Genomic DNA, 24,145 nt, shown 5'->3' with positions numbered 1-24,145 from the left:
TCCGAATTCTTATGTCAAGCCTCGGCACCGGAAACCGGCGGTTCGCCGGCCCAGGCGCCCGCAATGAGATCGCGGATCGCCTGGCGCTCCAGGGGGCGGGGATTCCAGTACGGGTTCTTTACCGCCAGATCGGCCGCATGGTCGATACCGTCTTCCGGCATGCCGAGCGAGCGCAGGCTCGTGGGCGCTTTGAGCGCGCCGGCGAGGTCGAACAAGGCGCGCGCGCCGTCGTTTCCGCCGAGCGCACGTCGAAGCACCTGTTCGGCCGCGGGCGCCGCCGCGGCGTTATACGCGAATGCGTGCGGCAGGACGACGGTGTGCGTTTCGGCATGCGGCAAGTCGAACGAGCCGCCGAGCACGTGGCACAGCTTGTGATGCAGTGCCATGCCCACCGATCCCAGACACATGCCGCAGAGCCAGGCGCCGTAGAGCGCGTCCGACCGCGCCGGTCTGTCCTGCGGGTTCGCGACGATGACGGGGAGGGCGCGGCCGAGGGCCGTGATCGCCTGCTCGGCCATCACCGAAATGATCGGGTTGCGGTCTTCGGCATAAAGGGCCTCCACCGCGTGCGCGATCGCGTTCATGCCGGACGTTGTCGACAATTTCGCCGGCAAGGTTAGGGTCAGATCGACGTCGTAGATCGCGACCTCCGGCTGCACTTTGGGCGATCTTTGCGTCGTCTTAACGCCGTTCTCCGTCTCGCCTAGGATCGGCGTCATCTCGGAGCCGGCATAGGTTGTCGGCAGCACGAATTGCATCGCGTCGGTGCGCAAGGCGATCGCCTTGCCGAGGCCGACGGCCGAGCCGCCGCCGACGGCAACGGTGCAATCGGCACCACATTCTTTAAAGCGTTCGAGCGCGGATTGCGTGACATCGGTCGGCGTATGCATCGCGGCGCCGGCAAAAGTGTCCACCGCAATCGGACCAAGCGACGCGGCAACGGCGTCGACGCTCGCTGCCTGCTCGCGTGTGCCGACGACGAAGGCGCGTCGGCATGGCGTCCGCTCGATCTCCGCGCGCAGGCGCGCCGCCGTTCCGCTACCGAAGATCACCCGGGTCGGAAGCCCGTTGTAGACGAATGTTTCCATGACGTTCACCGGCGGCGCTCTGAGCAAGAGCGAAAATATTTGCAAATGAAAATAAAACGCGATAGCCGTTCTGGCAAGGGCCGGCGCGATGGCGCGCCAAAAAGGGCAACGCGGGAGGTTTCGGATGAAGGGCAAGATCGGGCTGGAAGAGCACTTTGCCATCGAGGAGACGCTGCAGGATTCGGCCGGCTTCCTGCCCGAGGTCTACTGGAAAGAGCTGAGCCACCGGCTGATCGACATTCACGACACGCGACTGCGCGAGATGGATGCGCACGGCATGGAGATGATGCTGCTGTCACTCAACGCGCCGACGGTGCAGGCCATTCCCGACCCGAAGAAGGCTGACGAGATCGCCCGCCGCGCCAACGATTATTTGGCCGAGCAGGTGGCCAAGCGGCCGGACCGCTTTCAGGGACTCGCGGCCTTGCCGATGCAGGACCCGGACCTTGCCGCGCGCGAATTGCAGCGTTGCGTTCGCGATCTCGGCTTCAAGGGCGTGCTGGTGAACGGTTTCTCGCAGGTTCGCGAGGAAATCAGCGCCGTCTATTACGATCTTCCGCAGTATTGGCCGTTCTGGGCGGAGGTCGAGAAGCTCGACATGCCGTTCTATCTGCATCCGCGCAACCCGCTGCCGAGCATGGCGCCGATCTATGACGGCCATCCCTGGCTGTTGGGGCCGACCTGGGCCTTCGCGCAGGAGACGGCGGTCCACGCGCTACGCATGATGGCGTCGGGTCTTTTCGATCAGTATCCAAAGCTCGACATCATCCTCGGCCATCTGGGCGAGGGGCTGCCTTACAACATGTGGCGGATCGATAACCGCAATGGCTGGGCCAAGGCGCCGCCGCGCTACCCGGCCAAGAAGAAGCTTTGCGAGTATTTCCAGGCCAACTTCTATCTGACGACGTCCGGCAATTTCCGCACCCAGACGTTGATCGATGCGATCCTGGAAATCGGCGCCGACCGCATCCTGTTTTCGACCGATTGGCCTTTCGAGAACGTCGATCACGCGGCCGACTGGTTCGACACCACAAGCATCAGCGAGGCGGATCGGGTAAAGATCGGCCGCACCAATGCGATCGATCTGTTCAAGCTGAATCTCGATCGGACGTGATCGGGGTTTTGGCGCGGCGGCCGCGGCGCGCCGCTGTCTTGCCGGAGGCGGCCTTCCGCCGGGTCGCCTCGTCGAGGTTTTCGAAAACCTTCCGCAATGCGTGCTTGAGTTGAGCGATCTCGCTTTCGCTCAAGCCCTGCATGGCCACTTGCTCGTAATGAAGCGCGTAAGGCGCTACTTTCTCGACGAGTTCCAGGCCCTTTTCGGTGAGAGCCAGGCTTAAGGCGCGGCGGTCGAGACCGGAGCGGCGCCTCACCACCAGGCGCTTGCGCTGCATGGAAACGATCAAGCGCGACAGTGTCGAAAGATCGATGGTCGTCCGCTCTGCCAATTCGCCGAGGCGGTGGTCGCCTTTGTGCCAGAGCTCGATGAGGACGCGCCACATCGGCAACGTGACGCCATAAGGCTCGACGTCGCGCGAAAACACCAAGCCGATTTTCATACCGGCGCGGTTGAGGAGATAAGGCAGGAAATCCTGGAGGACCAGCCGTCGCGACATAGGTTCATTCGCATATATACGAATAAACCCAACTAAAGCACGCGGTCGGCCGGTGCAAGCCGATTCCGCCCGTTACGTCGTGCGCGAGGCGGTAAGCGGCATGTGGGCGCCGTACTGGCCGTTCTGGAAGATCAGGGGCGCAACGCTTTCGCGGAGGGTGACGTCCAGCACCGTCCCGATAAAGATCGTGTGTGAGCCGAAGGAAATCTGCCGCGTGTTCCTGCAGAACAGATTAGCCTGCGCATCGGTCAGGTAGCAAAAGCCATCGGCATTGCTCCAGCCGAAGCGGTCGTAATCCTGTGCCGTCGCCGGTTTGGAAAAAGCCTGGGACGCTTCGGATTGATCGCTGTACAGGACATTCACGCAGAACAGCTCCTGGTCTTGCAGGACTTTGTGAAAGCGCGATTCGCGATAGACGCAGACGAGAAGCGACGGCGGCTCCATGCTAAGGGACGTCACCGCCGTCGCGGTCATTGCGTGACGGACGTTGTCATTCAGTGTCGAAATGACCGATACGGTCGAGGCAAACCGGCGCATGGCGAGGCGAAAGGCATTTGCGGCGTGCGGCAGGTGGGCCATGTTCGTCTCCAAAATATTTGCAAATGATAATAATTGTTGGCGTGGCGGCGTGCAAGCGTTGAGCAGTTTCCGTTTCTTTCGCGACTAATGATGTTGCGATGCAGCGAGCGAGAAAATAATATTTGCAAATGCAAATTATTTCTTGATCGGGTTTTGGGGCGGGATTATCGTTTTGCCATTGAGGTCGTCTTGCGGCGAGGACTATGCGATGGCGCTAGCTGTAGTCAGGGAAGGTAGGTCCAGGCCCGAAGTTGCCGATCTGTTGCGGCGGGCTGGTGAGATCGCCGTATTGGCCCGGCAGTCCGCCCCGGAAACCGAGAGGAACCGCCGGGTTTCGGCCGACCTGGTCGCTCGCATGCGCGAGGCGGAACTCTTCAAGATCATGCAGCCGCGGGCGTTCGGCGGCTACGAATTGGGCTACGATGTGTTCGTCGAGGCGGTGGCAACCATTGCCAGCGGCGACGGCTCGACCGGTTGGGTCTACAGCCTCGGCGCCGTGCACCAGTGGCTGATCGCGTGCTTTCCGATGGAGGCTCAGCACGAGGTCTGGGACGATAACCCGGATGCGATCGCGGCCGCCTCTTATGCGCCAAGCGGACGCGCCGTACCGACACCGGGCGGCTACCGGTTGAGCGGCCGCTGGAGCTTCGCGAGCGGGGTCGACAACGTACAATGGGGCATGATCGGCGGTATGCTGCCGGGCGAGGGCGGGAGTAAGCCGGGCTTCCTCCTCGTGCCGCGCAGCGAATTCACCATCGATGACGATTGGTTCACGATGGGGCTCGCCGGCACGGGCAGCAAGACGATCGTGGTGGATGATGTCTTCGTTCCGGCTTACCGCACCGCATTGTTTTCCGACCTCCTGACCGGGCAGGCACCCGGCAGTAAGGCCAGCCCAAACCCGCTCTACAGGCAGCCTATGCTTGCGGTCGTGCCGCAATGTCTGCTCGCGCCGGTGCTCGGGATGGCGCGCGGCGCGTTGTCGACCTTTGTCGAACAGATCAGCGGCCGCGCGACCCGCGGCGCAGTCGCGGGCGGCAACAACAAGATGACCGAGTTCGCGACCGTGCAACTTCGCGTCGCCGAGGCGACCGCCTGCATCGATGCGGCGCAGCTCATGATCGCGCGCGACCTTACCGAGACACTCGATATCGTCCAACGCGATCAGCAGGTCGACGTGCCGACCCGCATGCGCAACCGTCTAACGCATACCTTCGCCACCAAGCTCCTGGTGCAGGCCGTCGATGCGGTCTTTACCGCCGCGGGTGGGAATGCGCTGGGAACGAAGCAGCCGCTGCAACGCTTCTGGCGCGACATCCACGCGGCAGGTTCGCATATCAGCCTGAACTGGGATGCCGTCGGGTCGATGTACGGCCAGCATATGTTCGGGTTGGAGCCGAGAGGGCAGTACTAGCGCGGGTTCGATGACAGCCGACGCCGAAAACGGTGCGGCCCAACGACAAGAATAAATAACGATAGGGAGAGACGCTATGGTTGAGCTCTATCATTTCTGGAGTTCTGTATGCTCCGTGCGCTGCCGGATGGCGCTGGAGGAGAAGGGCGTCGCTTGGACGAGCCGCTATATCGATCTGTTCAAGTTCGATCAGCTCAAGCCGGACTACTTGAAGATCAATCCGGACGGGATCGTGCCGACCCTCGTACATAATGGTGAGCCGGTACGGGAATCCACGATCATCAACGAGTACATCGATGATGCATTCCCGGGGCCCAAGCTCATGCCGGCCGACCCGCTCGGCAGGGCGCGGATGCGCGAGTTCATTCGCAAGTGCGAGGATGGCTTCGACGGCATCGTCAAGCTGACGATCGTGAAATACATCCTGCCGAAGCTGCGCAACCGTTGGGGCGATGCGGAGCTCATCAAGCAAGCCGCGCGCCGACCGATGCGATATTACCAGGATGTCCACTCGCGTGCGGTGCGCGGCGAGATCGCTGAGGCCGAGCTCGCTGCCGCACGTGGTATGATCGAGGAGCTGCTTGACCGCGTGGAGGCCACGCTCGATCCGGGGCCTTGGATCGTCGGCTCGGAGTTCACGCTCGCCGATATTGCCGTGGCGCCTTACATGTTCCGGTTGTCGGCGCTTGGCGCCGACCAGTTCTGGTCGAAGAGCCGTCGGCCACGCGTGAATGAGTGGTATCAGCGCCTGTCGGTCCGCCCTGCTTTTAAGACAGCCGTTTTCTGGCCGGACGAGAGTGGCGGCGGCTACGAGGAAGTGGGACTTCGTGCCACAATGCCGGCCGACGCCTGACGGCCGCTGAACGAGCCGACAACAAAAATAGAGGGAGAGAAACCTATGCGACAGATACTGCGTCTTGCTTGCGCGCTTGCGCTTGCCTGTGGATTGGCGACCGCCGCGGCCGCCCAGCAGTTCACGATGAAGATCTCCTCGCCGACCATCAACGATCTGTCGCAGGAGTGGGCCAAGCAGTTCAAGGCCGGCATTGAAGCCCGCTCCGGCGGCCGCATCAAGGTCGAGTACTATCCGGCGAGCCAGCTCGGTCCCATTCCCTCGACCGTCGAAGGCACCGCAATGGGCACCATCGAGGCGGTGGTGCCGGCGAGCGGCTTCCTTATCGGCCTGGAGCCACGCCTGCAGGTGTTCGATGCGCCGGGTCTGTTCACCGACATGGCGCAGGCACAGCGCGTCTTCGCGGACCCGCAGGTCCGTGCGCGGCTGGCGACCTTCGGCGCTGCGAAAGGCATCGAGCCGCTCGCGATCTTCGCGCATGGGCCGCTGATGTTGGTCTCGCACAAGGCTATCCGCAAGGTCGACGACTTCAAGGGACAGAAGATCCGCGTGCCCGGCGCCGCGCCGCTCCAAGTCGAGCCGTTCCGCAAGCTTGGTGCGCTCCCTGTGTCCATGCCGCTTGGCGAAGTGCTGTCTGCCATGCAGAACCACACGATCGACGGCCTCATCGCCAGTGCGACCGTGTTCACCGCGTTCAAATATTACGATCTGGCGAAGGGCATGACCGTGTTGCCGGGAGCGTTCCTCATTGCGCCCGTGATGGCGAACAAGGCTTTCCTGAAATCGCTCGGCCCCGAACTCGAGGCGATGGTGCGTGAGGAGGCCTTCAACGCCCAGCGCAAGGTCGAGAAATTCGGCCTCGAGGACGTCGAGCGTACGTACGAGATCTGGAAGAAGAACGGTGGCGAGATCATCACGTTGCCGCCGGCGGAACAAAAGGCCTATCTCGATCAGGTGCAGTCCGTGCTGCCGAACATCACCAAGGCCAATGCCACGCTGAAAGAAGACTACGACGTGCTGACGGCTGCGTCGGCACGTCTGAAATAGCTTCACCGCTGTCATCGCGCCGGAAATCATATGATCGAACGCGTCGGAAATCGGATCGTCACCGTGGCCGAGCGTATTCTTGCGCTCGGCCTCATCCTCGCAATCCTGCTCGATTTCGCCAATGTGTTGGGCCGCTATACCGGTGCGTTCTCCGTGCTCGGGATCGATGAAGTCGAAATCTACATCCTGATCTGGATTGCCTTTGTCGGGTCGGCCGCCGTCACCTGGCGGAGTCTGCATTTGCGGATGGACGTCTTCGTTGAGGCGTGTCCGCTGCCCGTCAAGCGGGTCATCGTCACGATCGAAATGGCCGTCATGTTCGCGGTCACGGCCTTCGTCGGCACGCAGTCCTATGCTTACGTCGCGAAAATCGTTGCGCTCGGCGCGGTGAGCGACATCGCCGGCATCCCGATGTGGATCCCGCATTCGGCCGTGTGCATCGGCTTCTTCGCGATCGCGGCGATTGTACTGGCCCGGGGGGTCGAGCGCCTGCGCGTCGTCGACCAAGTGAAGGGTGAGGTGAGGCCATGACCGTCGCCCTCGGCGCTCTGCCTATCGTACTGTTGTTCTTCGGCTTCCCGATTTTCCTGGTGCTGCTGACGTCAGTGACGGTGGCGCTGGTCTTCTTCATGCATCTGCCGCTCGCGGTGCTGCATCAGAACCTGTTCGGTTCGATCAACGGCTATGCGCTGCTGGCCATTCCCTATTTTATCTACGCTGGCGAGTTGATGGGGCGCGGCTCGGTGGCCAGACGGCTGGTCGATTTCGTGCAGGCCGGCGTCGGCTCGGTGCGCGGTAGCCTTGGTGTCACAACAGTTGGCACGGCGACAATTTTTGGTGCCATTTCCGGCGTCAGCGCGGCCGCGGTCGCAACCATCGGCAAGGTAATGTATCCGTCGATGGTGCGCGCAGGATACCCGGCTTCGTTCTCGGCCGGCCTGATCACCGCCATTGGGGCGATCGACATCATCATCCCGCCGAGCATTCCCATGATCGTTTACGGCGCGGCCGCGCAGGAGTCTGTGCCGCGCCTCTACGCGGCCGGTATTGTGCCCGGCCTGCTGCTGGCGCTGGTCATCGGCGGCTATGTTATTGTGCGCGCGTGGGTCGGCGGGTTCGGCAAGGGCGAGCCGTTCAACGGCACGCGTTTCGTCGCCGCGACATTGCGCGGCCTTTGGGCGCTTGGCGCGCCGGCCATCATCTTGGGCGGCATTTACGGCGGCGTCTTCTCGCCGACCGAGGCGGCCGCGGTCGCCTGTGTCTATGCGGCCTTCGTGACGCGCTTCGTCTTCCGCGAGCTGACATTCGGCGATATTGTCGAAGCCGCCGTGGCGACCGTGCGCTTCACGGCCCAGATCCTCATCATTGTCGCCTGCGCCGGCGTCTTCGCCTGGATTCTGACCGTCAATCAGGTGCCGGCGATGTTGGTCGCGACCATCCAACACTTTGAAGTGTCGCCCTGGCAGTTCCTGCTGGTCGTCAACGTTCTGCTGCTGTTTACCGGATGCTTCCTCGATCCGTTGTCCTGCATTCTCTTGCTGACGCCGCTGTTGATCCCGATCGCGAAATCGCTGGGGATCGACACGGTTCACTTCGGCATCGTGTTCATGGTCAATCTTGCGATCGGTCTCTTTCATCCGCCGTTCGGGATCAACATCTTCGTGGCGCAGTCGGTATTGGGCATCGATTTGAAGCAGATCTACAAAGGCATCATACCCTTCGTGATCCTGTATCTGCTGGTGCTGGTCGCGATCACCTACATCCCACAGATCTCGCTGATCGGCGTCCGGCTTTTCATGGGCTGACCAGCGTGGGGCGGTATCAAGGCGCTGGCGCGGCGCGAGAAGGCGCGCCAGTATAGTGGCTCAGACGCCGTGACCACGTTCGCCTTGAGGCAGCATCATGCCGGTTCCCGTGCCAAACCTCTATCCGCCGTTCAATATTGTCCGCCTCAGTCATATCGAGCTGGTCGTCACGGATCTCGCCAAGAGCCGAGCATTCTATGTCGACACCTTGGGCCTGCAGGTGACGCACGAGGGTAATCGCGAGATCCATTTGCGGGCGCTGGAGGAGAGGGGCCATCACTGCATCGTCCTGTGCCTGGGCGATACGCCACGCGCCGGTCATCTAGGCTTCAAGGTGTACGACGAGGGGGATTTGGACCGCGCCGAGGCCTTCTTCGGCGCTAAAGGGCTGCCGACCGAATGGGTCGAGCGGCCGTTCCAATCGCGCACGTTGCGCACCTGCGACGTGCAGGGTGTTCCCTTGGAGCTCTACTGCCGAATGGAGCGGCTGCCGCCGATCCACCAGCAATATGCGCTCTATAAAGGCGTGAAGCCTTTGCGGATCGACCACTTCAATTGCTTCTCGCCGGACGTCGACGAGTCGGTGGCTTTCTACAACGAGATCGGCTTTCGCGTGACCGAATACACCGAAGACGACGTGTCGAAGCGGCTATGGGCGGCATGGACCCATCGCAAGGGCGGTGTTCACGATATTGCCTTCACGAATGGCCGCGGTCCGCGGCTCCACCACGTCGCTTTCTGGGTGCCGCATCCGATCGCGATCATCGATCTGCTCGATCTCATGGCGACCACCGGCTACGTCGGCAACATCGAACGTGGGCCTGGCCGGCACGGCATATCCAATGCTTTCTTCCTCTACGTGCGCGATCCGGACGGCCATCGCATCGAGATTTACTGCTCCGACTATCAGACCGTCGATCCCGATCTTGAGCCGATCAAATGGGATTTGAAGGACCCGCAGCGGCAAACTTTGTGGGGGGCGCCGGCGCCGCGGTCATGGTTCGAGGAAGGCAGCCTGTTCGACGGCGTGACGCCGAAAGCGCCCATCCTCGAAGCACAGCCGATCGTTGCGCCGTGAATGAGCGCGGCCTAATTACGCCGCTGCGATTTCGATAGAGCGGCGCGCACGCGCATGGGCGTGATCGGCAGCTGATAAATCTTCGCGTCGAATGGCCTCAGCGCGTCCTCCACCGCCGACGCAATGGCGGCGGCAGCGGGGATGGTGCCGCTTTCGCCCGCGCCTTTCACGCCGAGCGGATTGAGCGGCGTCGGCGATTCCAGGTGCGTGATCTCGATCGGCGGCACGCAATTCGCAATCGGCAAGAGATAGTCGGCGTATTGCGTGGTCAGCGGCTGACCGTCTTCGCCGTAGCGCATCCATTCGTAGAGCGCCTGGCCGATGCCGTGCACGACACCGCCGAGGATCTGGCCTTCGACGAGCGTCGGATTGATCAGCCGGCCGCAGTCGTGAACGACGACATAGCGCAGAAGTTTGACGGCGCCGGTGTCGGGATCGACCTCAACCTCGACGACGTGCGTGCCGTTCGAATAAGTGATGGCGTTGACAGAGAAGATGGCGTCGGCGCCGAGCCCGGGCTCGAGTCCGCCGGGCAGGGCATAGCCGGGCAGGCCTTGCAGCGCTTGGGCGAGGGCGGCGATGGTCGTCCCAGATCCCGGCGCCCCGGCGACTTCGACGCGGCCGTCGCGCAAGATGAGATCCGCGGGCGCGACTTCGAGTTGGCTGGTTGCCGCCGCCAGGATCTTCTCTTTCACGGTGCGGCTTGCGGCCAACACAGCCGGGCCGGCCGTTGCGGCTTGACGGCTGGCGAACGCACCGAGGCCGACCGCGGTCGCTGCTGTATCGCCCGCGATAACGTCGATCATGCTCATGTCGACGCCGAGTTCGTCGGCGCAGATCTGCGCCAGGATGGTCGCTGTGCCTTGGCCCTGTGCCGTCGCGCCGGTGGTGATGACGATACGGCCGGAGGGCCCGATGCGCACGCCCGCCGCTTCGAACGGTCCGCGCCCTGTGCCTTCGACATAGTTGGACAGGCCGATGCCGAGATAGCGGCCCTGTGCGCGCGCCGCACGTTGCCGCGCCGGGAAGTCCGCCCAGCCGGCTTTCTGCAGGGCATCGGCCTGACAACGCGGATAATCGCCGCTGTCATAGGTCATGGTGCCGCCATCGCGCGTCTTGACGCCGGTGACGTAGGGCATCTGCCTGGGAACGATGAGATTGCGGCGGCGCACCTCGGCGCGGTCGAGGCCGAGACGCTCAGCCAGCCGATCGAGCAGGCGCTCCATCACGAAGGTGCCTTGCGGTCGGCCGGCGCCGCGCGTCGGCGTCGCCGGGATCATGTTGGTGATGACGAGCTTTAAGTCTAGATCGAAAGCCGGCAGCACATACGGCCCAATGAAATTGGTCGCCGAGTTGCCGGGCAGGGCGATGCCATACGGCGTATAAGCGCCGTGGTCATGGACCAGCGTGCCGCGCACGCCGAGCAGGTGGCCTTCGGCATCGGCGGCGGCCGAGATGTCCCAGACTTGATCGCGCTCCTGCGTCGTCGCCGTGAAACGCTCGTAGCCGTCTTCGAGCCAGCGCACCGGACGCCTGAGCAGCATTGCCGCGAGCGGGATCGCGACCTCCTCAGGATAGAAGACGAATTTCGGACCAAAGCCGCCACCGACATCGGGCGCGACCACACGCACGCGATACTCGGCAAGGCCGAGCATGGTCGCGATCAGCGCCTTGGCGCGGTGCGGCATCTGCGTCGAGTCGAAGACGACGAGTTGATCGAGGCCGCCGTCGAACTGCGCTAGTAGGCCGCGGCCTTCGATCGAATGCCCGCCGCCTTTGTGCAGCTCGAAATGTTCGGTGATGACGACGGCGGCTTTATTGAAAGCGCTGTCGCAATCGCCGTAATTGACACGGAAGGCGGCGGCGAGATTGTCGGCGCAGTCGAGCCGCGCCTGCGGCGCGCCGTTCGTCAGCCCCGCGACCGGGTCGACGACCGGCGGCAAGACCTCGTAATCGATATCGACCAATCCGGCCGCGTCCTCGGCGATGGATCGGCTCTCGGCGACGACCAGTGCAAGGGCTTCGCCGACGTGACAGACTTCGCGGCTCGTCAGCACTTCCGGATCGAGCACATGGCGGATCGCACCGCTCGGCATGCCGACCGGGATGCGCGGATGCTTGAGATGATGGGCGAGGTCGGCGGCGGTGTAGACCGCATGCACGCCTTCAAGCGCCCGGGCGGCCGTGACATCAATCGATTTGATGAGGGCATGCGCGTGCTGGCTGCGCACGAAAGCGGCGTGCAGCATCCCGGCTGGAGCGATGTCCCCGACATAGCGGCCACGCCCGCGCAACAGAGCGGGGTCTTCGAGACGCCGTACGCGCGCGCCGACCAGCCGGCGATGGCCACCGTCGGCGCTCATGGTTGAACGATCGCCCCGGCCGGCCGCATATGTCAGGTCGCCTTGCGCACCTTCGCCTTGGGCGTCAGCCGCTCGTCCGGCGGTGCGATCTCGGTGACGAGGTCGCCGATCAACACCTTGTTCGGCAGCGGCGCGAGCGTCATCTCGCCTTCGTGCAGGCGCGTGGTGCAGGCGTAATCGACCTCACCATCGATCACCATCATGCATTCCTTGCACGCATTGGCGTTGATGCAGGAGAAGCGGAACGCCAAGGACGGATCGATCTGGCTGCGCACCCAGCGCAGGCCGTCGAGCACCGTCTGGCCCGGCGCGAAGGGCACCTCGAAGCGCGCGTCGCTCGCCGGCTTCTGCGGATCGCCGCGGCGGATGATCAGGGTTGCGTTCATGCCGGGATGCTCACTTTCTTGGGTGGCGCCTGATAGACCGGCACCTTTTCGAGGCTGAGGTCGCCGCCCTTCAGCGTTGCGACCTGGTTGCACAGCCAAGCGTCGTCGTTGAGACCGGGGAAGTCCTCGCGCTGATGGGCGCCGCGGCTTTCGGTGCGGGCCTTTGCGCCGATGATCACGCTCTTGGCGACCAATAGCATGTTGCGCAGGTCGAGCCAGTCGAGCAGCACGGCGTCGTAGGGTGTGCCGGCGGCCATCGGATCGTCGCCGATCGCGGCGGCTATACGTTCGACATCGGCCAGCGCGCTGTCGAGCTTGTCGCCGGTGCGGAAGGGGCCGACCTTGTCCGTCATCAGCGCCTGCAATTCGACGACGAGCTCCGCCGGGTTCGCGGCGAGCTTGGCCGTCCGGCGCTTGAGCAGATCGAGCGCCGGCGCGGCCGCATCCGGAGACCAGCGGGCCGGCGATTTACGCACGGTTTCCGCCGCGCTTTCGCCGGCGCGGGCGCCGAAAGTGAAGGCTTCGGTGATGCCGTTGCCGGACAGACGGTTGGCGCCATTAGCGCCACCTACGGCTTCGCCGCAGGCGTAGAGGTTCGGCACGCCGGTGGCAAAACGCGTGTCCACGCGGACGCCGCCCATGTGATAGTGCGCGATCGGCGAGACCTCGATCGGCTGCTTGGTGAGATCGATGCCGTTGGCCGCGAGTGTGTCGATCACCGGGCCGAAGGAGCGCCGCAGCTCGCTTTCCGGTACGTGCTGGAAGCTCAGGTAAGCACCGCCGGCCGGGCTGCCGCGTCCGGCCTCGACTTCCTGCGTGATGGCATAGGTCGCGAGATCGCGGGTGAGCACGTACTGACCGTCATTGCGTTTGTTGGCGTTGGCGTAGCGGTGCTCGAACTCTTCCATTTCGCCGTTGAGCAGCGTGCCGCCGAGCTTGTAGCGGAACGGATCCCACATGATCGGATCGAGGCCGACGAGACGCGGGGCAAGATGGCCGATTGGGAAAAACTGCACGAACTCCATATCGATGAGCTGTGCACCGGCGCGCAGCGCCAGCGCATAGCCGTCGCCACCCATGTTGAACGAGGCGCTGTTGCGCCGGTAGAGTCGTGTGAGGCCGCCGGTGGCGATGATCACGGCCTTGGCGGCGATGGTCACCGGCGCGCCGGTCTGCATGTCGATTGCGGTTGCGCCGCAAGCGACGCCGTCGCCGTTGAGCGCGATGTCGACGATCATCAAGTCGCCGACACGGCGTACCTCCGGGATACCGATCAGCCGGCCGCGCAATGTTTTCGATACGGCGGGACCTGTACGCAGAAAGTCGACGTAAGCGCAGCGCGGCCGGTCGTGGCCCGGCGCATGCGCTTGCTTGATATGGCCGTTCTCGCGTGCCCAGCCGACCTTCCATTCGTCGAGTTCCAGGATGCGCTTCGGTCCGTCCTCGCAGAGGATGGCGGAAAGCCGTTCGTCGCAAAGGCCATGCCCGGCGGCGAGCGTGTCGGCGAGGTGATACTCCCAGTGGTCCGGCGTCTGCGCGCCGAGTGCGACCGCGACCGTCATCATCGCCATGACCGTGGCGCCGCCACGGCCGATCAGGCTACGGTCGGCGAGGATCACGGACGAGCCGCCTTTGGCCGCTTCGAGTGCGGCGTACATGCCGGCGCCGCCGGCACCGATTACCAGAACATCGGTCTCAAGATGCATTGCGTTATTCCACTCCGATGTCGTGCCATATGGTTTCGCAGAGCGAACGGAACTCCGGCATCATTCTTACCGCACGGAAGTCCCGTGGGCGCGGCAAATCGACGACGTATTCCGAGACGATCCGGCCGGGGCCGGCAGCCATGACGATGACGCGGTCGGACAAGCCGACGGCTTCCTCGATGTCGTGGGTCACGAACACGACGCTCTTGTCGTAACGGCTCCAGATGCGCAGCAGTTCGCGGCCCATGGCCATTTTGGTCATGGCGTCGAGCGCGCCGAACGGCTCATCCATGAGATAGAGCGCCGGTGCATAAGCGAGCAGGCGGCCGAGGGCCACGCGCTGGCGCATGCCGCCGGACAAAGAAGCAGGACGGAAGTCGCGAAATTTGGTGAGGCCGAGAAGGTCGATCAGCTCGGCGATCCGCGCGTCGCGCTCGCCCTTCGGCGTGCCGTTGAGTTCGAGGCCGAGCGCGATGTTCTGTGCAACCGTCGCCCAAGGCATCAATGTATCGCGCTGGAACATGAAGCCGACGTCGGGCGGCGGCTCGGTCACCGTCGCACCGTCGACGATTACCTGGCCGCGTGTCGGCGGCATCAGTCCGGAGATCAGCCGCAGCAGGGTCGACTTGCCGCAGCCACTGGGGCCGACGATGGCAATGAATTCGCGGTCGGCAATCGTGAGGTCGACTTTGTCGAGGACGGTGAAGGTCGCACCGTCGGTGCCGGTGAAGTCCTTGCCCACGCCTTCCAGCACAACGCGTGGACGCGCCTCCTCAGGCCGCAAAGCAGCCGTTTGGTTGGGCGCGATCCGCGTTTTGTCGTCCATGGGCTTGCTTACTTCAGCACCGAGGCGTCGAAAGCCTGTTCGAGCGTCACAGGCTTAAGAGAATCGTCGGTGGCGAGCACGATCTTGTTGAGATTGTCGATCGACTCCTTGGTGACGATGCCCCCCTTCGGCGCGCGCGCGACCGAGCTTTTGGCCACTTCCGCCGCGAGCTCCGGCGAGAAGTTGGGGTACATCTTCTGGATCATCGCCTTGGCAAGTTCCGGATCTTTCGACAGTTCGTCCATGGCCTTGACCGTGGCGCGGGCAAATCCCTTTGCCGCCTTCGGATTGCCCTTCACGAAACTCTCGAGCGCGAGCGCGGCGAAGGACGGGTAGGGCAGGGTACGATAGTCGAGCACGATCTTGTAGGCGCCCGGCGTCTTCATCATGTTCGCGACGTCGGTGAGGATAGCAAGACCCGCCGCTACGCGATCGCTATCGATCGCCGCCTTCATCGCCGCGCCGCCGCCGGCGCCGGACAGTTCGAAGTCGCGGTCCGGATTGAGGCCGAGTTCCTTGATCGAATAGCGGATCGTGTTGTCGGTCAGCGAGCCCGGCGCTGTGATGCCGATGCGCTTGCCTTTGAGGTCGGCGAGGCTCTTGGCCGGATTGTCGGCCTTCGCGACCAGCGCATAGGAGTGATACGTGTCGAGGCCGACGAGAATGACCGCCGGCTGACGCCGCGCGCGCAGCCGGATCACATGGTCGGCGGCGCAGAAGCAAACGTCGATGCTGCCGCCGGCGAGCGCCTGGACGGCCGGGCCGCCGCCTTTGAAGTCGACGAATTCGAGCGCGATGCCTTCCGCAGTGTAATAGCCCTTTTCCTTCGCGGTGTAGACCGGCAGCAGCGCCTCGTTGTAGGCCGCGACGCCGCCGGTGACTTTGGTTTGCGCCTGAGCCGGAAGAGCCATGAGGCTGGCGGCAAACGCCAAGGCAATAAGGCTGTACTTCGATGTCATGATGAACTTGTCCGTTGTGTTGAAGGAAATCGCTACGTGCGCTCCGGCACGAGCCAGCGTTCGACCAAATCGACGGCGGTGTTGAGAATAACCGCGATAATCATGAGCAGGACGAGACCGGCGAAGACACCGGTCGTATCGAGGCGGCCGCTCGCATTTTCGACGTACCAGCCGAGCCCGCGGTTGGCACCGAGCAGTTCGCCGAGCACGGAGCCGATGAGCGCAAGGCCGACGCTGATGCGCGCCGCGGTCACGAGCCAGGGCACAATCGACGGAAAGAGAACACGTCGGGCGATGAAGGCGCGTTTGGCGCGCATCGACCGCATGAGATCGACGAGATCGGGATCGACCGCACGCAGACCCTGCATGGTGTTCAACAGGAAGATGAACACCACCAAGGAGAAGACCATCATCACCTTGGAAAGCAGGCCGATGCCGAACCAGAGAATAAAGAGCGGTGCGAGCGCGATGCGCGGCAGGCTATAGAGTCCCATCAGGATCGGATCGACCGCTGCCGCGAGCCGCGGACGATAGGCGAGCGCGGCGCCGAGGCCGACGCCGCAGATGAGGCCGAGCGCCGAACCGAGCAGCGCCTGCCAGACGGTCGTCTGGGCGTGCCACACAAGATCGCCGGAGACGGCCATCTGATAGAGCCGCTGAGCGACGAGGGAGGGGCGGCTGATCCAGAAAGGATCGACGATCGTCCGCGCCGCGAGTTCCCAGATTGCGATGGCGCCTAGAAAGACGGCAAGCCGCTCCGCGACGAGGCGCAGGGTGCGGTTTCCCGTGCGTGCAGGGAGCTTCGGTTGATCTTTAACGGCGCTCGTACTCATCAATTCAACGTCACGGGTCTGATGTGAGATGGCTAGCTTTATCTATAAGCATGAAAAATTGCCGATAAACATGCCAAGGGTCGCAGCGTATCAATCTCGCTTCGCGGCATGGTGGTGCCAATAAAACAAGACAAGTCACGCGCGCTTGTCGGCGGAGGCGGCGCGTGACTGTTCTGGCTACGCACAAGACGTGCCAGAGGTTCGGCCCACAAACATTTTTGGCCGAGCGAGACTATCCGACCTTCGCCGACCCCGTGGGGCGGAAGAAGCTTCTCCGATACGGCGAAAGATTAGGCGGCATGTTGCTCAAGCCGTCCGCACCGCGGACGGCCGAGCACAGGGTCAATGCCGTGTCGCGCGACGGTCTAGTTCGATTGCCAGAGCGGTCGAAATTGCGTGGCGACGACATCGGCATAGCCGGGATGTGTTTTGAGAATACCGACGTCGCGGGCAAAGGCATTCATGCCGTCGACGAACGTCTCGGAAATCGTCGCGTCGTAATAGGGCAGGTCGCGGCGAATGAGCTCGGCGATCAGCTCGGCTTCCGCCGGCGGGAACAGCTTGCGGCCGACCGCTGTCGCGCGCTCCGGGTCTTGTCTCAGCGCGGATTGGGTTTTCACGATCGCACGGACGGCCGCGGCGGCGGTCTTTGGCGAGCGCTCGATCAGCGCATCGGTCGCCGCGATCGAGGCCATGGTGTAGTTGAAGCAAGGCTTCGGGCCGTCGCCGCGACGAACGTCCAACACGACTTTGCCGACGCCCCGCCGCACGGCGACTTCGGTGCCCATGCCGTTCGCCCAAAAGCCGTCGATCTTCCCGTCTTCGAGCGCCTTGGCCGCTGTCACGCCGAAGTTCACGCCGGCGCCCGTCGTGTTCGGGACGGGCGCGATCTTCACGTCGTCGCGGACGAGATCGATCCCGGCTTCGGTCAACAGTCGACGAAGTCCCATTTCAACCCATGGCGCGGCCCCGATGCTGCGGCCTTTGACGATGCTGACATCGCCCCGCACCGGATTGAGGTCCGCGCGCATGACCAGGAACCAGTACATACCCTGTGCCTGCGCGCAGAGCAGCTTGACGCCCTTCCACTCGGGGAAGGCCGCGAGCGCCGAATGCGCCGAACCGCCGACGAAATCGACCGCGCCATCGCGCATCGCTGCGTAGGCCTTGTCGACCGGGAAGATCATCTCGAGTTCGACATCGAGCCCTTCCTCTTTGAAGAAGCCCAGCTCGACAGCGGCGGCGGCGGGGAAGTACGAATTCGAAATGAGATCCGGAACGGCGATCTTGAGCGGCACGAATTAAACTCCTGGCATTGGCTGCCGCAGTCATAGCCGCATTTGTGCCGGGACGCATCGCCTTTCGACAATGCGTTCACGGCGGTGCAATGAGGCGGATGCCGCTGCTTCGTGCGTTGCTCAGGCCGACGGCAGCTGGGGGAACAACACGCGAGGATTGTCCTCGAGGATCGTCTTCACTTCCTCGGCCGAGAAGCCCGCCTTTCGGACCGTTTCAACCGGGTCGATATCGGCCGGCGGGAACGAATAGTCGCTCCCGAGCGCGATGCGATCGACGGAAACACGGCCGGCGAGCCATTTGAGAATGCTCGGATCGTGCAGGATGGTGTCGTAGTAGAAGCGTCGCAGATAGCTGGACGGCGCATGGAGAGCCACATCGCCCTGCTGCTTGCGGTCCATCCGCTCATGCATGATGTCGAAGCGCCCGGTCAGATACGGGAACGTGCCGCCGCCGTGCGACAGCAGAATGCGCAACGTCGGGAAGCGATCCAGCACGCCGGCCGAGATCAGCGATCCGACGGTGAAAGTCGTGTCGACGGTGTATTGCGCGATCTGTGACAGGGCGAACTTCGCCGAGCGTGGATTGGGCTGCGCCTGCACCGGATGGATGAAGATGCCGGCGTTGAGGTCGGCGGCCGTCTGCCAGAAGGCATCGAGATCGAGCTCGCCGAGATTTGTGCCCTCCACATTGGCGGCGACGACCACGCCGACGGCGCCCAGTTCTTTCATCGCGTATTCGAGCTCGGCGGCGGACTCTTGCGCGTGCGGGAAGGGCACCGAGGCGAGCATCGAGAACCGGTCGGGCGTCTTCTGGCAAAGTGCTGCCATATGCTCGTTCATGTAGCGGTGCCACTTCACCGACTTGTCGCGCGGCAGGCCGTGCGCGAAAATATCGGTCCACATCGAGAGCACCTGCCGGTCGACGCCCTGCTGTTGCATCGCCTCGATGCGGCGCTCCACCGGTTCGATCAGCTTCGGAAAGAAGGGCCTGATCTTGAGACCGTAGTCGAAGTGCAGCGCGCACGAGCAGGTGGGCGGATGCTGGATGACGGAGAGGCCGAAATCGGCCGCGCGACTTTCGACCGTCTCGATCAGTGACGGAGGCACATAATGGGCGTGAACGTCGATCGGCATGGCGGCACTCTATAGGTCACGAGGGACGAGCGGCGCGAACGATGTCGCGCCGCCCAACGAATGGACAGTGGCGTTTTACTGCGCCTTGGTGCCGGTGGCAGCGATGATCTCTTTCCACACCGGCAGAGCACTTTTCATAGTGGCAGCGAACTGATCGGGGCCGATGCCGGACGCCACCAAGCCTTGCACTTCCATCGACTTCTTCAGCTCGGGCGTGCCCATCGCCTTGAGGATCGATGCGTGTAGTTGTTCGAGAATCGGCTTCGGTGTGCCGGCCGGGGCCAGAACGCCGAACCAAGCCGAGAAGTCGAAACCAGGATAGGTTTCGGCGATGGTCGGCACATTCGGCATGAGTGCGATGCGCTTCGCTGTCGTCACGGCAATCGCTTTCAATCGGCCATCGTCGACGAAAGGCTTCACCGAAGGCACCTGGTAGATCATCATCTTCACCTGGCCCGACACGACATCGGTGATGGCCTGGCCGACGGCTTTGTAGGGCACGTGAGTGAGATTGATGCCGGCCTTCAGCTTCAAGGCTTCGCCGGCCAGATGCGTGGTCGTGCCCGTGCCCGCCGACGCATAGTCGAGATTGCCGACTTTCTTCACGTAGGCGATGAATTCGGCAAGATTGGTCGCCGGTACGGATGGATGAACGACCATGATGGCCGGTGCATCGGCGACCAAGGTGATCGGCGCGAAGTCGGCGATCGGATCGTAATTGACGTTTTGCATTGTCAGCGGGCCGACGGCATGGCTTGCCACGGTGCCGAGCACCAGCGTGTAGCCGTCATTGGGCGCTCTGGCCGCCTCCATCGCGCCGAGCGTGCCGCCCGCGCCGGGCTTGTTCTCGATAATAAAGGTCTGGCCCAAGTCGGCGCCGACGGAATTGCCGATCAGCCGAGCGATGACGTCGGCGGTGGAGCCGGCGCCGAACGGCACGATCAGCCGGATCGGCTTTGTCGGATACTTCTGGGCGTAAGCGAACGGCGGAAGAAGGGCGGTTGAAGAGAGTGCGGCGGCGGCCGTCAGAAATTGCCTTCGGTTCATTGCGGTGTTCCCTTATTTGCTTCGATTTATTCAGGAAGGCCCGGCCGGCGTACTTATTGCGTACGCTCTTTCTCTTCGTGAATGAGACTCCATATCGTCGGCGGCGACAATGGCAATACGCGCGGCTGCGCGCCCAGCGACCGCAGTGCGGCCGCGACGGCGTTGCCGATGGTCGCCGCAACCGGCACCATGCCGCCTTCGCCGGCGCTCTTCGCGCCCAATGGATTGGTGGGTGACAGGCGCAGTTCCAAGGCGACGCTGCGCAGGGAGGGGAAGTCCGTTGCCGTCGGCATCAGGTAATCGGCAAAGGAGGCCGTGAGAAGCTGACACTGATCGTCGTAGATCAGATGATCGAGGAATACGCCGCCGAGCCCTTGCACCAGCGCGCCGATGGCCTGGCCGCTGACGATCATCGGATTGATGGCGCGGCCGACATCCTCAACCGCGACATAATCCAAGACCTCGACGTGGCCGGTGTCGGGATCGACCGCAACGTATGCGGCGTGCGTGCCGTAGCTGTAGGTCGGCTTGTTGACGAGGAAGATGCCATCGACCGCGAGCGGACCCTCGTCCGCGCCGCGGCTCGCGGCGATCTCGGCGAGGCTGATCGATGCGCCACCCTCGGATGTGACGGCACCGTTTTCAAAGCGGAGCCCGGAATTCGGCCGGCCCAGCAGGTTGGCCGCGGCTTCGATCAACGCGGCGCGAAACTTTTCGGCGCCGTCGACGACCGCGGAGCCGCCGACGATGATCGAACGGCCGTGATAGCTGCCGAGGCCGTCGGCGAGCCGTGCGGTCGAGCGGTGGTCGATACGGAAAGCGGTGAGCGGAAGGCCCAACGTGTCGCCCGCGATCTGCGCCAAGGTCGTCTCGAGCCCTTGGCCGAGCAGGGACGAGCCGGTTGCGACGCTGATCGATCCGTCTTTCTCCAGGACGAAACGTGACGTCTCCTTCGGCCCCGCGCCGCCGCTCTCGACAAAGCTTCCAATACCGACACCATGATAACGGCCGTCGATCAGCTTACCCTGGACCGCGGCTTTCCCTTGCCAATCGATCTCGGTCAGGCAGCGCTCGAAGGCGGCGTGATAGTCGCCGGTGTCGTAGGCGGCTTCCGGCAGATGCGGCGCACGCTTGCCGATCGAATAAGGGAGCTCATCTTCCCGGATAAGATTGATGCGCCGGAACTCGGCAGGATCGATCTTCAGATCGGCCGCCACCATGTCGAACAGCCGCTCGCGAAAGAAGTTGGCTTCGAAGCGCCCCGGTCCACGATAGGTGCCGACCGGCGTCTTGTTGGTCATCAGCGCGAGAACGGTGATGTCGACATTGGCGATGCGGTAGGGGCCTTGCAGAAACATGCCGGCCGCCGTCGGCACCACGCCGCCATTGGTGCGGATGTACGCGCCCATGTCGCCGAACACGTTGCCGCGCAGACCGGTGATGGTGCCGTCGAGCGCACAGGCGATCTCGACCGTGGCGCCGACATCGCGCGAATGGTTTGTCGACATGAGGTGTTCGCGGCGATCCTCGATCCATTTGACCGGCCGGCCGACGAGGCGCGCCGCGAAGGGGATGAGGTAATCCTCGGGATAGAACTCGCCCCGTACGCCGAAGCCGCCACCGACGTCGACCTCGATCAGATCAAGGTTCTCCTCCGGCAAGCTCATCATGCGGGAGAGGGCGCGCCGATTGAAGTAAGGCACTTTCGCCGCGCCGTAGAGCTTCAGCTTCTGGCCGCTCTCGTCCCATTGCGCCAAGAGGCCGCGCGTCTCCATCGGCGCCGCGGTGTGGCGGTGGCTGCGGAAGGTTTCCTTGCGAGTATAAGCCGCTTGAGCGAAAGCTTTGTCCGGATCGCCCGATCGCGCGTGGAAACGCAGCGCGACATTGGTGCCTGTTTCCTCGAACAGAAAAGAGTCGCCTTCGTCGACCTCCTGATCGCCGACCGGCGGCAGGCTTTCGATGTCGATCTCGATCAAATCGAGCGCGTCCTCCGCGATCGACCGGCTGTCCGCGACGATGACGGCCAACGGCTCGCCGACATAGCGTACCTTTTCGGCGGCGATGATCGGCTGCAGATAGGGATCGAACTCCGGCAGCGGCACGAGGCGGAGCGGAATCGTCGGGATAGGCCGCGGTATGTCCGCGGCGGTGACGATGGCGTGAACGCCGGGCAGCGCGCGCGCGGCATCGAGTCCGAGGTTGACAATGCGGCCATGGGCGACGGGACTGCGCAAAATGGCGGCATGCAGCGCGCCGGGAATATTCAGATCGGCAACGTATTGCCCCTGGCCGGTGAGGAAGCGCTGATCCTCGACTCGCTCGAGCGAGGCGCCCACCAGCTTGTGGCCACTGACCGCCTTCATGGCTGGGCGCTCGTCGTTGACCGGGCGCGATAACTCTCGCGCGCTTCCAGGATCGCCTGAATGATCGTGACGTATCCGGTGCAGCGGCAGATGTTGCCTGAAAGCACTTCGCGAATGCGGGTCTCGTCGGCGTCCGGCTCCTGAGTCAACAAGGCGTGTGCCGTCGTCAGGATGCCGGGCGTGCAGAAGCCGCATTGCAACGCATGATGCTTGCGGAAGGCGCGCTGCAATGGCCCGAGGGTGCCGTCCGGCTCGCTCAAGCCTTCGATGGTCACGACCGTGGCGCCGTCCGCTTGCGGGGCAAGCATCAGGCACGAGCGCACCGCTTCGCCATCGACGATGACCGTGCAGGCGCCACAGATGCCGTGCTCGCATCCGACATGCGTGCCCGTCAGGCGCAGGTCGTCGCGCAGAAAATCGGCGAAGGTCGTGCGCGTGTCGGCGGCGTGCGCATGCTGACGGCCATTGACCGTCAAATGGATATCGATCTTGCGGCTCATGCGACGGCCTTTGACAAGGAAATGCCGGCCGACGCGGCAAGCGCGCGCTCGACCATCGTGCCGATCAGGGCGCGGCGATATGGCGCGGGCGCATGAATGTCTTCCGAAGGCGTCGTCGATCGCTCCGCCAGCGCACGTGCCTCGGTCAGAAGCGACCGCGTGATCCGCTGACCTGCCAGCAGATCCTCAACGTCGGTCAGGCGGCGTGCGCCGTCGGCATCGCCGATGATCCCGACATGCGGATCGAGCGCGCGCTGATCGCCATCCAGATCGTAGAAGACCGCCGCGGCGGCCATGGCGAAATCGCCGCGCCGACGTGCGAATTCCTCGAAGCCCCAGCGCCGCGCCTGCGGCCATGCGGGAAACCGGATCTGGACGATGATTTCGTCGGCCGCCAGCGCGGTCGTCATCGGCCCCAGTACGAAGTCGGCCGCCGGAATCACCCGCTCCCCGTCTTGCCCGGCCACAACGACCTCCGCGCCGCAAGTCACGACCAGGGTCGGAAACTCGGCGACCGGATCGCAATGGGCGAGGCTGCCGCCTGCCGTGCCGCGATTGCGGATCTGGTAGTGAGCGACGTGGCCGATCGCCGCGGCGAGCAGCGGATGCGCGGACTTGAGTGACGGATGACGCTCGATATCGTGCCATGTCGTCCGCGCGCCGAGGCGCACACCTGACTCCGTGATCTCGATGCCGCGCAGTTCGGACAAGCCGGCGAGGTCGATCAGAATCTTCGGCGCAAGCAGCCGAAAGGCCAGCATTGGCATGAGGCTTTGGCCGCCGGCGATCAGCTTCGCGTCGTCGCCATGCGCGGACAGAAGATCGAGCGCCTCTTTGAGCGTCTTTGGCCGAATGTAATCGACGTCCGGCAGCTTCAACCGCACACCTCAGACCGGATTGTTTGACGGGCTCGTCAGCACATTTGCGGCCGATAGTAAGTCCGGCAATTGTTTGTGTGCAAGCGAATTTATGACGATGTTCTGCGGGTTTTTACGGCCGCAAGTGCCACCCGGCTGGGCAGTAGCGCGCGCACTGCGGAATCGTCCGTCGCGTGATCGTTGCGGGCCGCCATTCATCGCCGATTGGTAGGTTAAGTCGCTAATGCGCGAGGGAAGCCGCTGCCTGCGAGGTGAAGACGACGATGTGCGGCGTTCCATCACGCGTGTTGTATCGATACGAGCACCGCGAGGGATGATGACGATCGTCAAGACGTTCGGGTGAGAACGCGACAACTTGTCTCGTGATGTCCGAGC

22 protein-coding genes are annotated in these 24,145 nt (G+C 63.5%); 7 read left to right on the top strand and 15 right to left on the bottom strand.

Annotation, left to right across the window (positions count from 1 at the left end; translation table 11 throughout):
- Positions 1–14: 14 nt before the first annotated feature.
- The gene (locus tag DW352_RS10800; RefSeq protein WP_115691107.1) at positions 15–1,088 is read right to left on the bottom strand and encodes a maleylacetate reductase; all 1,074 of its coding nucleotides are present in this window, start codon (positions 1,086–1,088) and stop codon (positions 15–17) included.
- A gap of 124 nt (positions 1,089–1,212) precedes the next feature.
- Here DW352_RS10800 and DW352_RS10795 point away from each other — a divergent pair, with 124 nt between their 5' ends.
- Positions 1,213–2,202, top strand: a complete 990-nt coding sequence (locus tag DW352_RS10795) for an amidohydrolase family protein (protein WP_115691105.1) — start codon at positions 1,213–1,215, stop codon at positions 2,200–2,202.
- On the opposite strand, the gene DW352_RS10790 is transcribed toward DW352_RS10795, so the two are convergent.
- Positions 2,177–2,701, bottom strand: coding sequence for a MarR family winged helix-turn-helix transcriptional regulator (locus tag DW352_RS10790; RefSeq protein WP_115691103.1), 525 nt, complete (start codon positions 2,699–2,701; stop codon positions 2,177–2,179). The genes DW352_RS10795 and DW352_RS10790 overlap by 26 nt on opposite strands.
- Positions 2,702–2,773: 72 nt before the next feature.
- Complete coding sequence (locus DW352_RS10785; RefSeq protein ID WP_115691101.1) at positions 2,774–3,280, bottom strand: flavin reductase family protein; 507 nt, start codon at positions 3,278–3,280, stop codon at positions 2,774–2,776.
- A gap of 208 nt (positions 3,281–3,488) precedes the next feature.
- Here DW352_RS10785 and DW352_RS10780 point away from each other — a divergent pair, with 208 nt between their 5' ends.
- The 6 genes from DW352_RS10780 (at position 3,489) to hpaD (ending at position 9,477) form a co-directional block, all read left to right on the top strand.
- The gene (locus DW352_RS10780; protein WP_162826904.1) at positions 3,489–4,694 is read left to right on the top strand and encodes a flavin-dependent monooxygenase; all 1,206 of its coding nucleotides are present in this window, start codon (positions 3,489–3,491) and stop codon (positions 4,692–4,694) included.
- 76 nt (positions 4,695–4,770) lie between these two features.
- A complete protein-coding gene (locus DW352_RS10775; RefSeq protein ID WP_115691097.1) occupies positions 4,771–5,547 on the top strand; it encodes a glutathione S-transferase family protein in 777 nt (258 codons plus the stop codon).
- A gap of 45 nt (positions 5,548–5,592) precedes the next feature.
- Positions 5,593–6,594, top strand: a complete 1,002-nt coding sequence (locus DW352_RS10770; RefSeq protein ID WP_115691095.1) for a TRAP transporter substrate-binding protein — start codon at positions 5,593–5,595, stop codon at positions 6,592–6,594.
- A 30-nt stretch (positions 6,595–6,624) separates the two neighbouring features.
- The gene (locus DW352_RS10765) at positions 6,625–7,125 is read left to right on the top strand and encodes a TRAP transporter small permease (RefSeq protein ID WP_115691093.1); all 501 of its coding nucleotides are present in this window, start codon (positions 6,625–6,627) and stop codon (positions 7,123–7,125) included.
- Positions 7,122–8,399: a TRAP transporter large permease gene (locus DW352_RS10760; RefSeq protein WP_115691091.1), complete on the top strand. Its 1,278-nt coding sequence runs from the start codon at positions 7,122–7,124 to the stop codon at positions 8,397–8,399. The genes DW352_RS10765 and DW352_RS10760 overlap by 4 nt, the downstream gene beginning before the upstream one ends.
- 97 nt (positions 8,400–8,496) lie before the next feature.
- Positions 8,497–9,477 carry a 3,4-dihydroxyphenylacetate 2,3-dioxygenase gene (hpaD, locus tag DW352_RS10755; protein WP_115691089.1) on the top strand — a complete coding sequence of 327 codons (981 nt, stop codon included), beginning with the start codon at positions 8,497–8,499 and terminating at the stop codon, positions 9,475–9,477.
- 11 nt (positions 9,478–9,488) lie between these two features.
- Here the strand turns inward: hpaD and DW352_RS10750 are convergent, their stop codons facing one another.
- From DW352_RS10750 to DW352_RS10695, 12 genes are all read right to left on the bottom strand, one after another.
- Positions 9,489–11,840 (bottom strand): xanthine dehydrogenase family protein molybdopterin-binding subunit, encoded by a 2,352-nt coding sequence (locus DW352_RS10750; protein ID WP_115691087.1) that lies wholly within the window; start codon positions 11,838–11,840, stop codon positions 9,489–9,491.
- 32 nt (positions 11,841–11,872) lie between these two features.
- The gene (locus tag DW352_RS10745; RefSeq protein WP_115691085.1) at positions 11,873–12,226 is read right to left on the bottom strand and encodes a 2Fe-2S iron-sulfur cluster-binding protein; all 354 of its coding nucleotides are present in this window, start codon (positions 12,224–12,226) and stop codon (positions 11,873–11,875) included.
- Complete coding sequence (locus tag DW352_RS10740; RefSeq protein ID WP_115691083.1) at positions 12,223–13,932, bottom strand: FAD-binding protein; 1,710 nt, start codon at positions 13,930–13,932, stop codon at positions 12,223–12,225. The genes DW352_RS10745 and DW352_RS10740 overlap by 4 nt, the downstream gene beginning before the upstream one ends.
- A 4-nt stretch (positions 13,933–13,936) precedes the next feature.
- Complete coding sequence (locus DW352_RS10735; protein WP_115691081.1) at positions 13,937–14,758, bottom strand: ABC transporter ATP-binding protein; 822 nt, start codon at positions 14,756–14,758, stop codon at positions 13,937–13,939.
- 8 nt (positions 14,759–14,766) lie between these two features.
- Positions 14,767–15,717 carry an ABC transporter substrate-binding protein gene (locus DW352_RS10730; RefSeq protein WP_115691079.1) on the bottom strand — a complete coding sequence of 317 codons (951 nt, stop codon included), beginning with the start codon at positions 15,715–15,717 and terminating at the stop codon, positions 14,767–14,769.
- A gap of 32 nt (positions 15,718–15,749) precedes the next feature.
- A complete protein-coding gene (locus DW352_RS10725; RefSeq protein ID WP_115691077.1) occupies positions 15,750–16,550 on the bottom strand; it encodes an ABC transporter permease in 801 nt (266 codons plus the stop codon).
- A gap of 365 nt (positions 16,551–16,915) precedes the next feature.
- Positions 16,916–17,848 carry an ABC transporter substrate-binding protein gene (locus tag DW352_RS10720; protein ID WP_115691075.1) on the bottom strand — a complete coding sequence of 311 codons (933 nt, stop codon included), beginning with the start codon at positions 17,846–17,848 and terminating at the stop codon, positions 16,916–16,918.
- Positions 17,849–17,968: 120 nt separating this feature from the next.
- Positions 17,969–18,982, bottom strand: a complete 1,014-nt coding sequence (locus DW352_RS10715; protein ID WP_115691073.1) for an amidohydrolase family protein — start codon at positions 18,980–18,982, stop codon at positions 17,969–17,971.
- A gap of 75 nt (positions 18,983–19,057) precedes the next feature.
- Positions 19,058–20,029 (bottom strand): Bug family tripartite tricarboxylate transporter substrate binding protein, encoded by a 972-nt coding sequence (locus DW352_RS10710; RefSeq protein ID WP_115691071.1) that lies wholly within the window; start codon positions 20,027–20,029, stop codon positions 19,058–19,060.
- 53 nt (positions 20,030–20,082) lie between these two features.
- Positions 20,083–22,392 carry a xanthine dehydrogenase family protein molybdopterin-binding subunit gene (locus DW352_RS10705; RefSeq protein WP_115691069.1) on the bottom strand — a complete coding sequence of 770 codons (2,310 nt, stop codon included), beginning with the start codon at positions 22,390–22,392 and terminating at the stop codon, positions 20,083–20,085.
- Positions 22,389–22,892: a (2Fe-2S)-binding protein gene (locus DW352_RS10700; protein ID WP_115691067.1), complete on the bottom strand. Its 504-nt coding sequence runs from the start codon at positions 22,890–22,892 to the stop codon at positions 22,389–22,391. Before DW352_RS10700 ends, DW352_RS10705 begins: the two co-directional genes overlap by 4 nt.
- Positions 22,889–23,770 (bottom strand): FAD binding domain-containing protein, encoded by an 882-nt coding sequence (locus DW352_RS10695; protein ID WP_115691065.1) that lies wholly within the window; start codon positions 23,768–23,770, stop codon positions 22,889–22,891. The genes DW352_RS10700 and DW352_RS10695 overlap by 4 nt, the downstream gene beginning before the upstream one ends.
- Between the last annotated feature and the right edge of the window lie 375 nt (positions 23,771–24,145).

The sequence above is a fragment of the Pseudolabrys taiwanensis genome, from assembly GCF_003367395.1.
Classification (GTDB): Bacteria; Pseudomonadota; Alphaproteobacteria; order Rhizobiales; family Xanthobacteraceae; genus Pseudolabrys; species Pseudolabrys taiwanensis.
This window is presented reverse-complemented; position numbering and strand designations above follow the sequence as displayed.

Excerpts from the sequence above, each read along its gene's own strand:
- DW352_RS10800 (WP_115691107.1), bottom strand. The coding sequence starts at position 1,088 with ATGGAAACATTCGTCTACAACGGGCTTCCGACCCGGGTGATCTTCGGT.
- DW352_RS10795 (WP_115691105.1), top strand. The coding sequence starts at position 1,213 with ATGAAGGGCAAGATCGGGCTGGAAGAGCACTTTGCCATCGAGGAGACG.
- DW352_RS10790 (WP_115691103.1), bottom strand. The coding sequence starts at position 2,701 with ATGTCGCGACGGCTGGTCCTCCAGGATTTCCTGCCTTATCTCCTCAAC.
- DW352_RS10785 (WP_115691101.1), bottom strand. The coding sequence starts at position 3,280 with ATGGCCCACCTGCCGCACGCCGCAAATGCCTTTCGCCTCGCCATGCGC.
- DW352_RS10780 (WP_162826904.1), top strand. The coding sequence starts at position 3,489 with ATGGCGCTAGCTGTAGTCAGGGAAGGTAGGTCCAGGCCCGAAGTTGCC.
- DW352_RS10775 (WP_115691097.1), top strand. The coding sequence starts at position 4,771 with ATGGTTGAGCTCTATCATTTCTGGAGTTCTGTATGCTCCGTGCGCTGC.
- DW352_RS10770 (WP_115691095.1), top strand. The coding sequence starts at position 5,593 with ATGCGACAGATACTGCGTCTTGCTTGCGCGCTTGCGCTTGCCTGTGGA.
- DW352_RS10765 (WP_115691093.1), top strand. The coding sequence starts at position 6,625 with ATGATCGAACGCGTCGGAAATCGGATCGTCACCGTGGCCGAGCGTATT.
- DW352_RS10760 (WP_115691091.1), top strand. The coding sequence starts at position 7,122 with ATGACCGTCGCCCTCGGCGCTCTGCCTATCGTACTGTTGTTCTTCGGC.
- hpaD (WP_115691089.1), top strand. The coding sequence starts at position 8,497 with ATGCCGGTTCCCGTGCCAAACCTCTATCCGCCGTTCAATATTGTCCGC.
- DW352_RS10750 (WP_115691087.1), bottom strand. The coding sequence starts at position 11,840 with ATGAGCGCCGACGGTGGCCATCGCCGGCTGGTCGGCGCGCGCGTACGG.
- DW352_RS10745 (WP_115691085.1), bottom strand. The coding sequence starts at position 12,226 with ATGAACGCAACCCTGATCATCCGCCGCGGCGATCCGCAGAAGCCGGCG.
- DW352_RS10740 (WP_115691083.1), bottom strand. The coding sequence starts at position 13,932 with ATGCATCTTGAGACCGATGTTCTGGTAATCGGTGCCGGCGGCGCCGGC.
- DW352_RS10735 (WP_115691081.1), bottom strand. The coding sequence starts at position 14,758 with ATGGACGACAAAACGCGGATCGCGCCCAACCAAACGGCTGCTTTGCGG.
- DW352_RS10730 (WP_115691079.1), bottom strand. The coding sequence starts at position 15,717 with ATGACATCGAAGTACAGCCTTATTGCCTTGGCGTTTGCCGCCAGCCTC.
- DW352_RS10725 (WP_115691077.1), bottom strand. The coding sequence starts at position 16,550 with ATGAGTACGAGCGCCGTTAAAGATCAACCGAAGCTCCCTGCACGCACG.
- DW352_RS10715 (WP_115691073.1), bottom strand. The coding sequence starts at position 18,982 with ATGCCGATCGACGTTCACGCCCATTATGTGCCTCCGTCACTGATCGAG.
- DW352_RS10710 (WP_115691071.1), bottom strand. The coding sequence starts at position 20,029 with ATGAACCGAAGGCAATTTCTGACGGCCGCCGCCGCACTCTCTTCAACC.
- DW352_RS10705 (WP_115691069.1), bottom strand. The coding sequence starts at position 22,392 with ATGAAGGCGGTCAGTGGCCACAAGCTGGTGGGCGCCTCGCTCGAGCGA.
- DW352_RS10700 (WP_115691067.1), bottom strand. The coding sequence starts at position 22,892 with ATGAGCCGCAAGATCGATATCCATTTGACGGTCAATGGCCGTCAGCAT.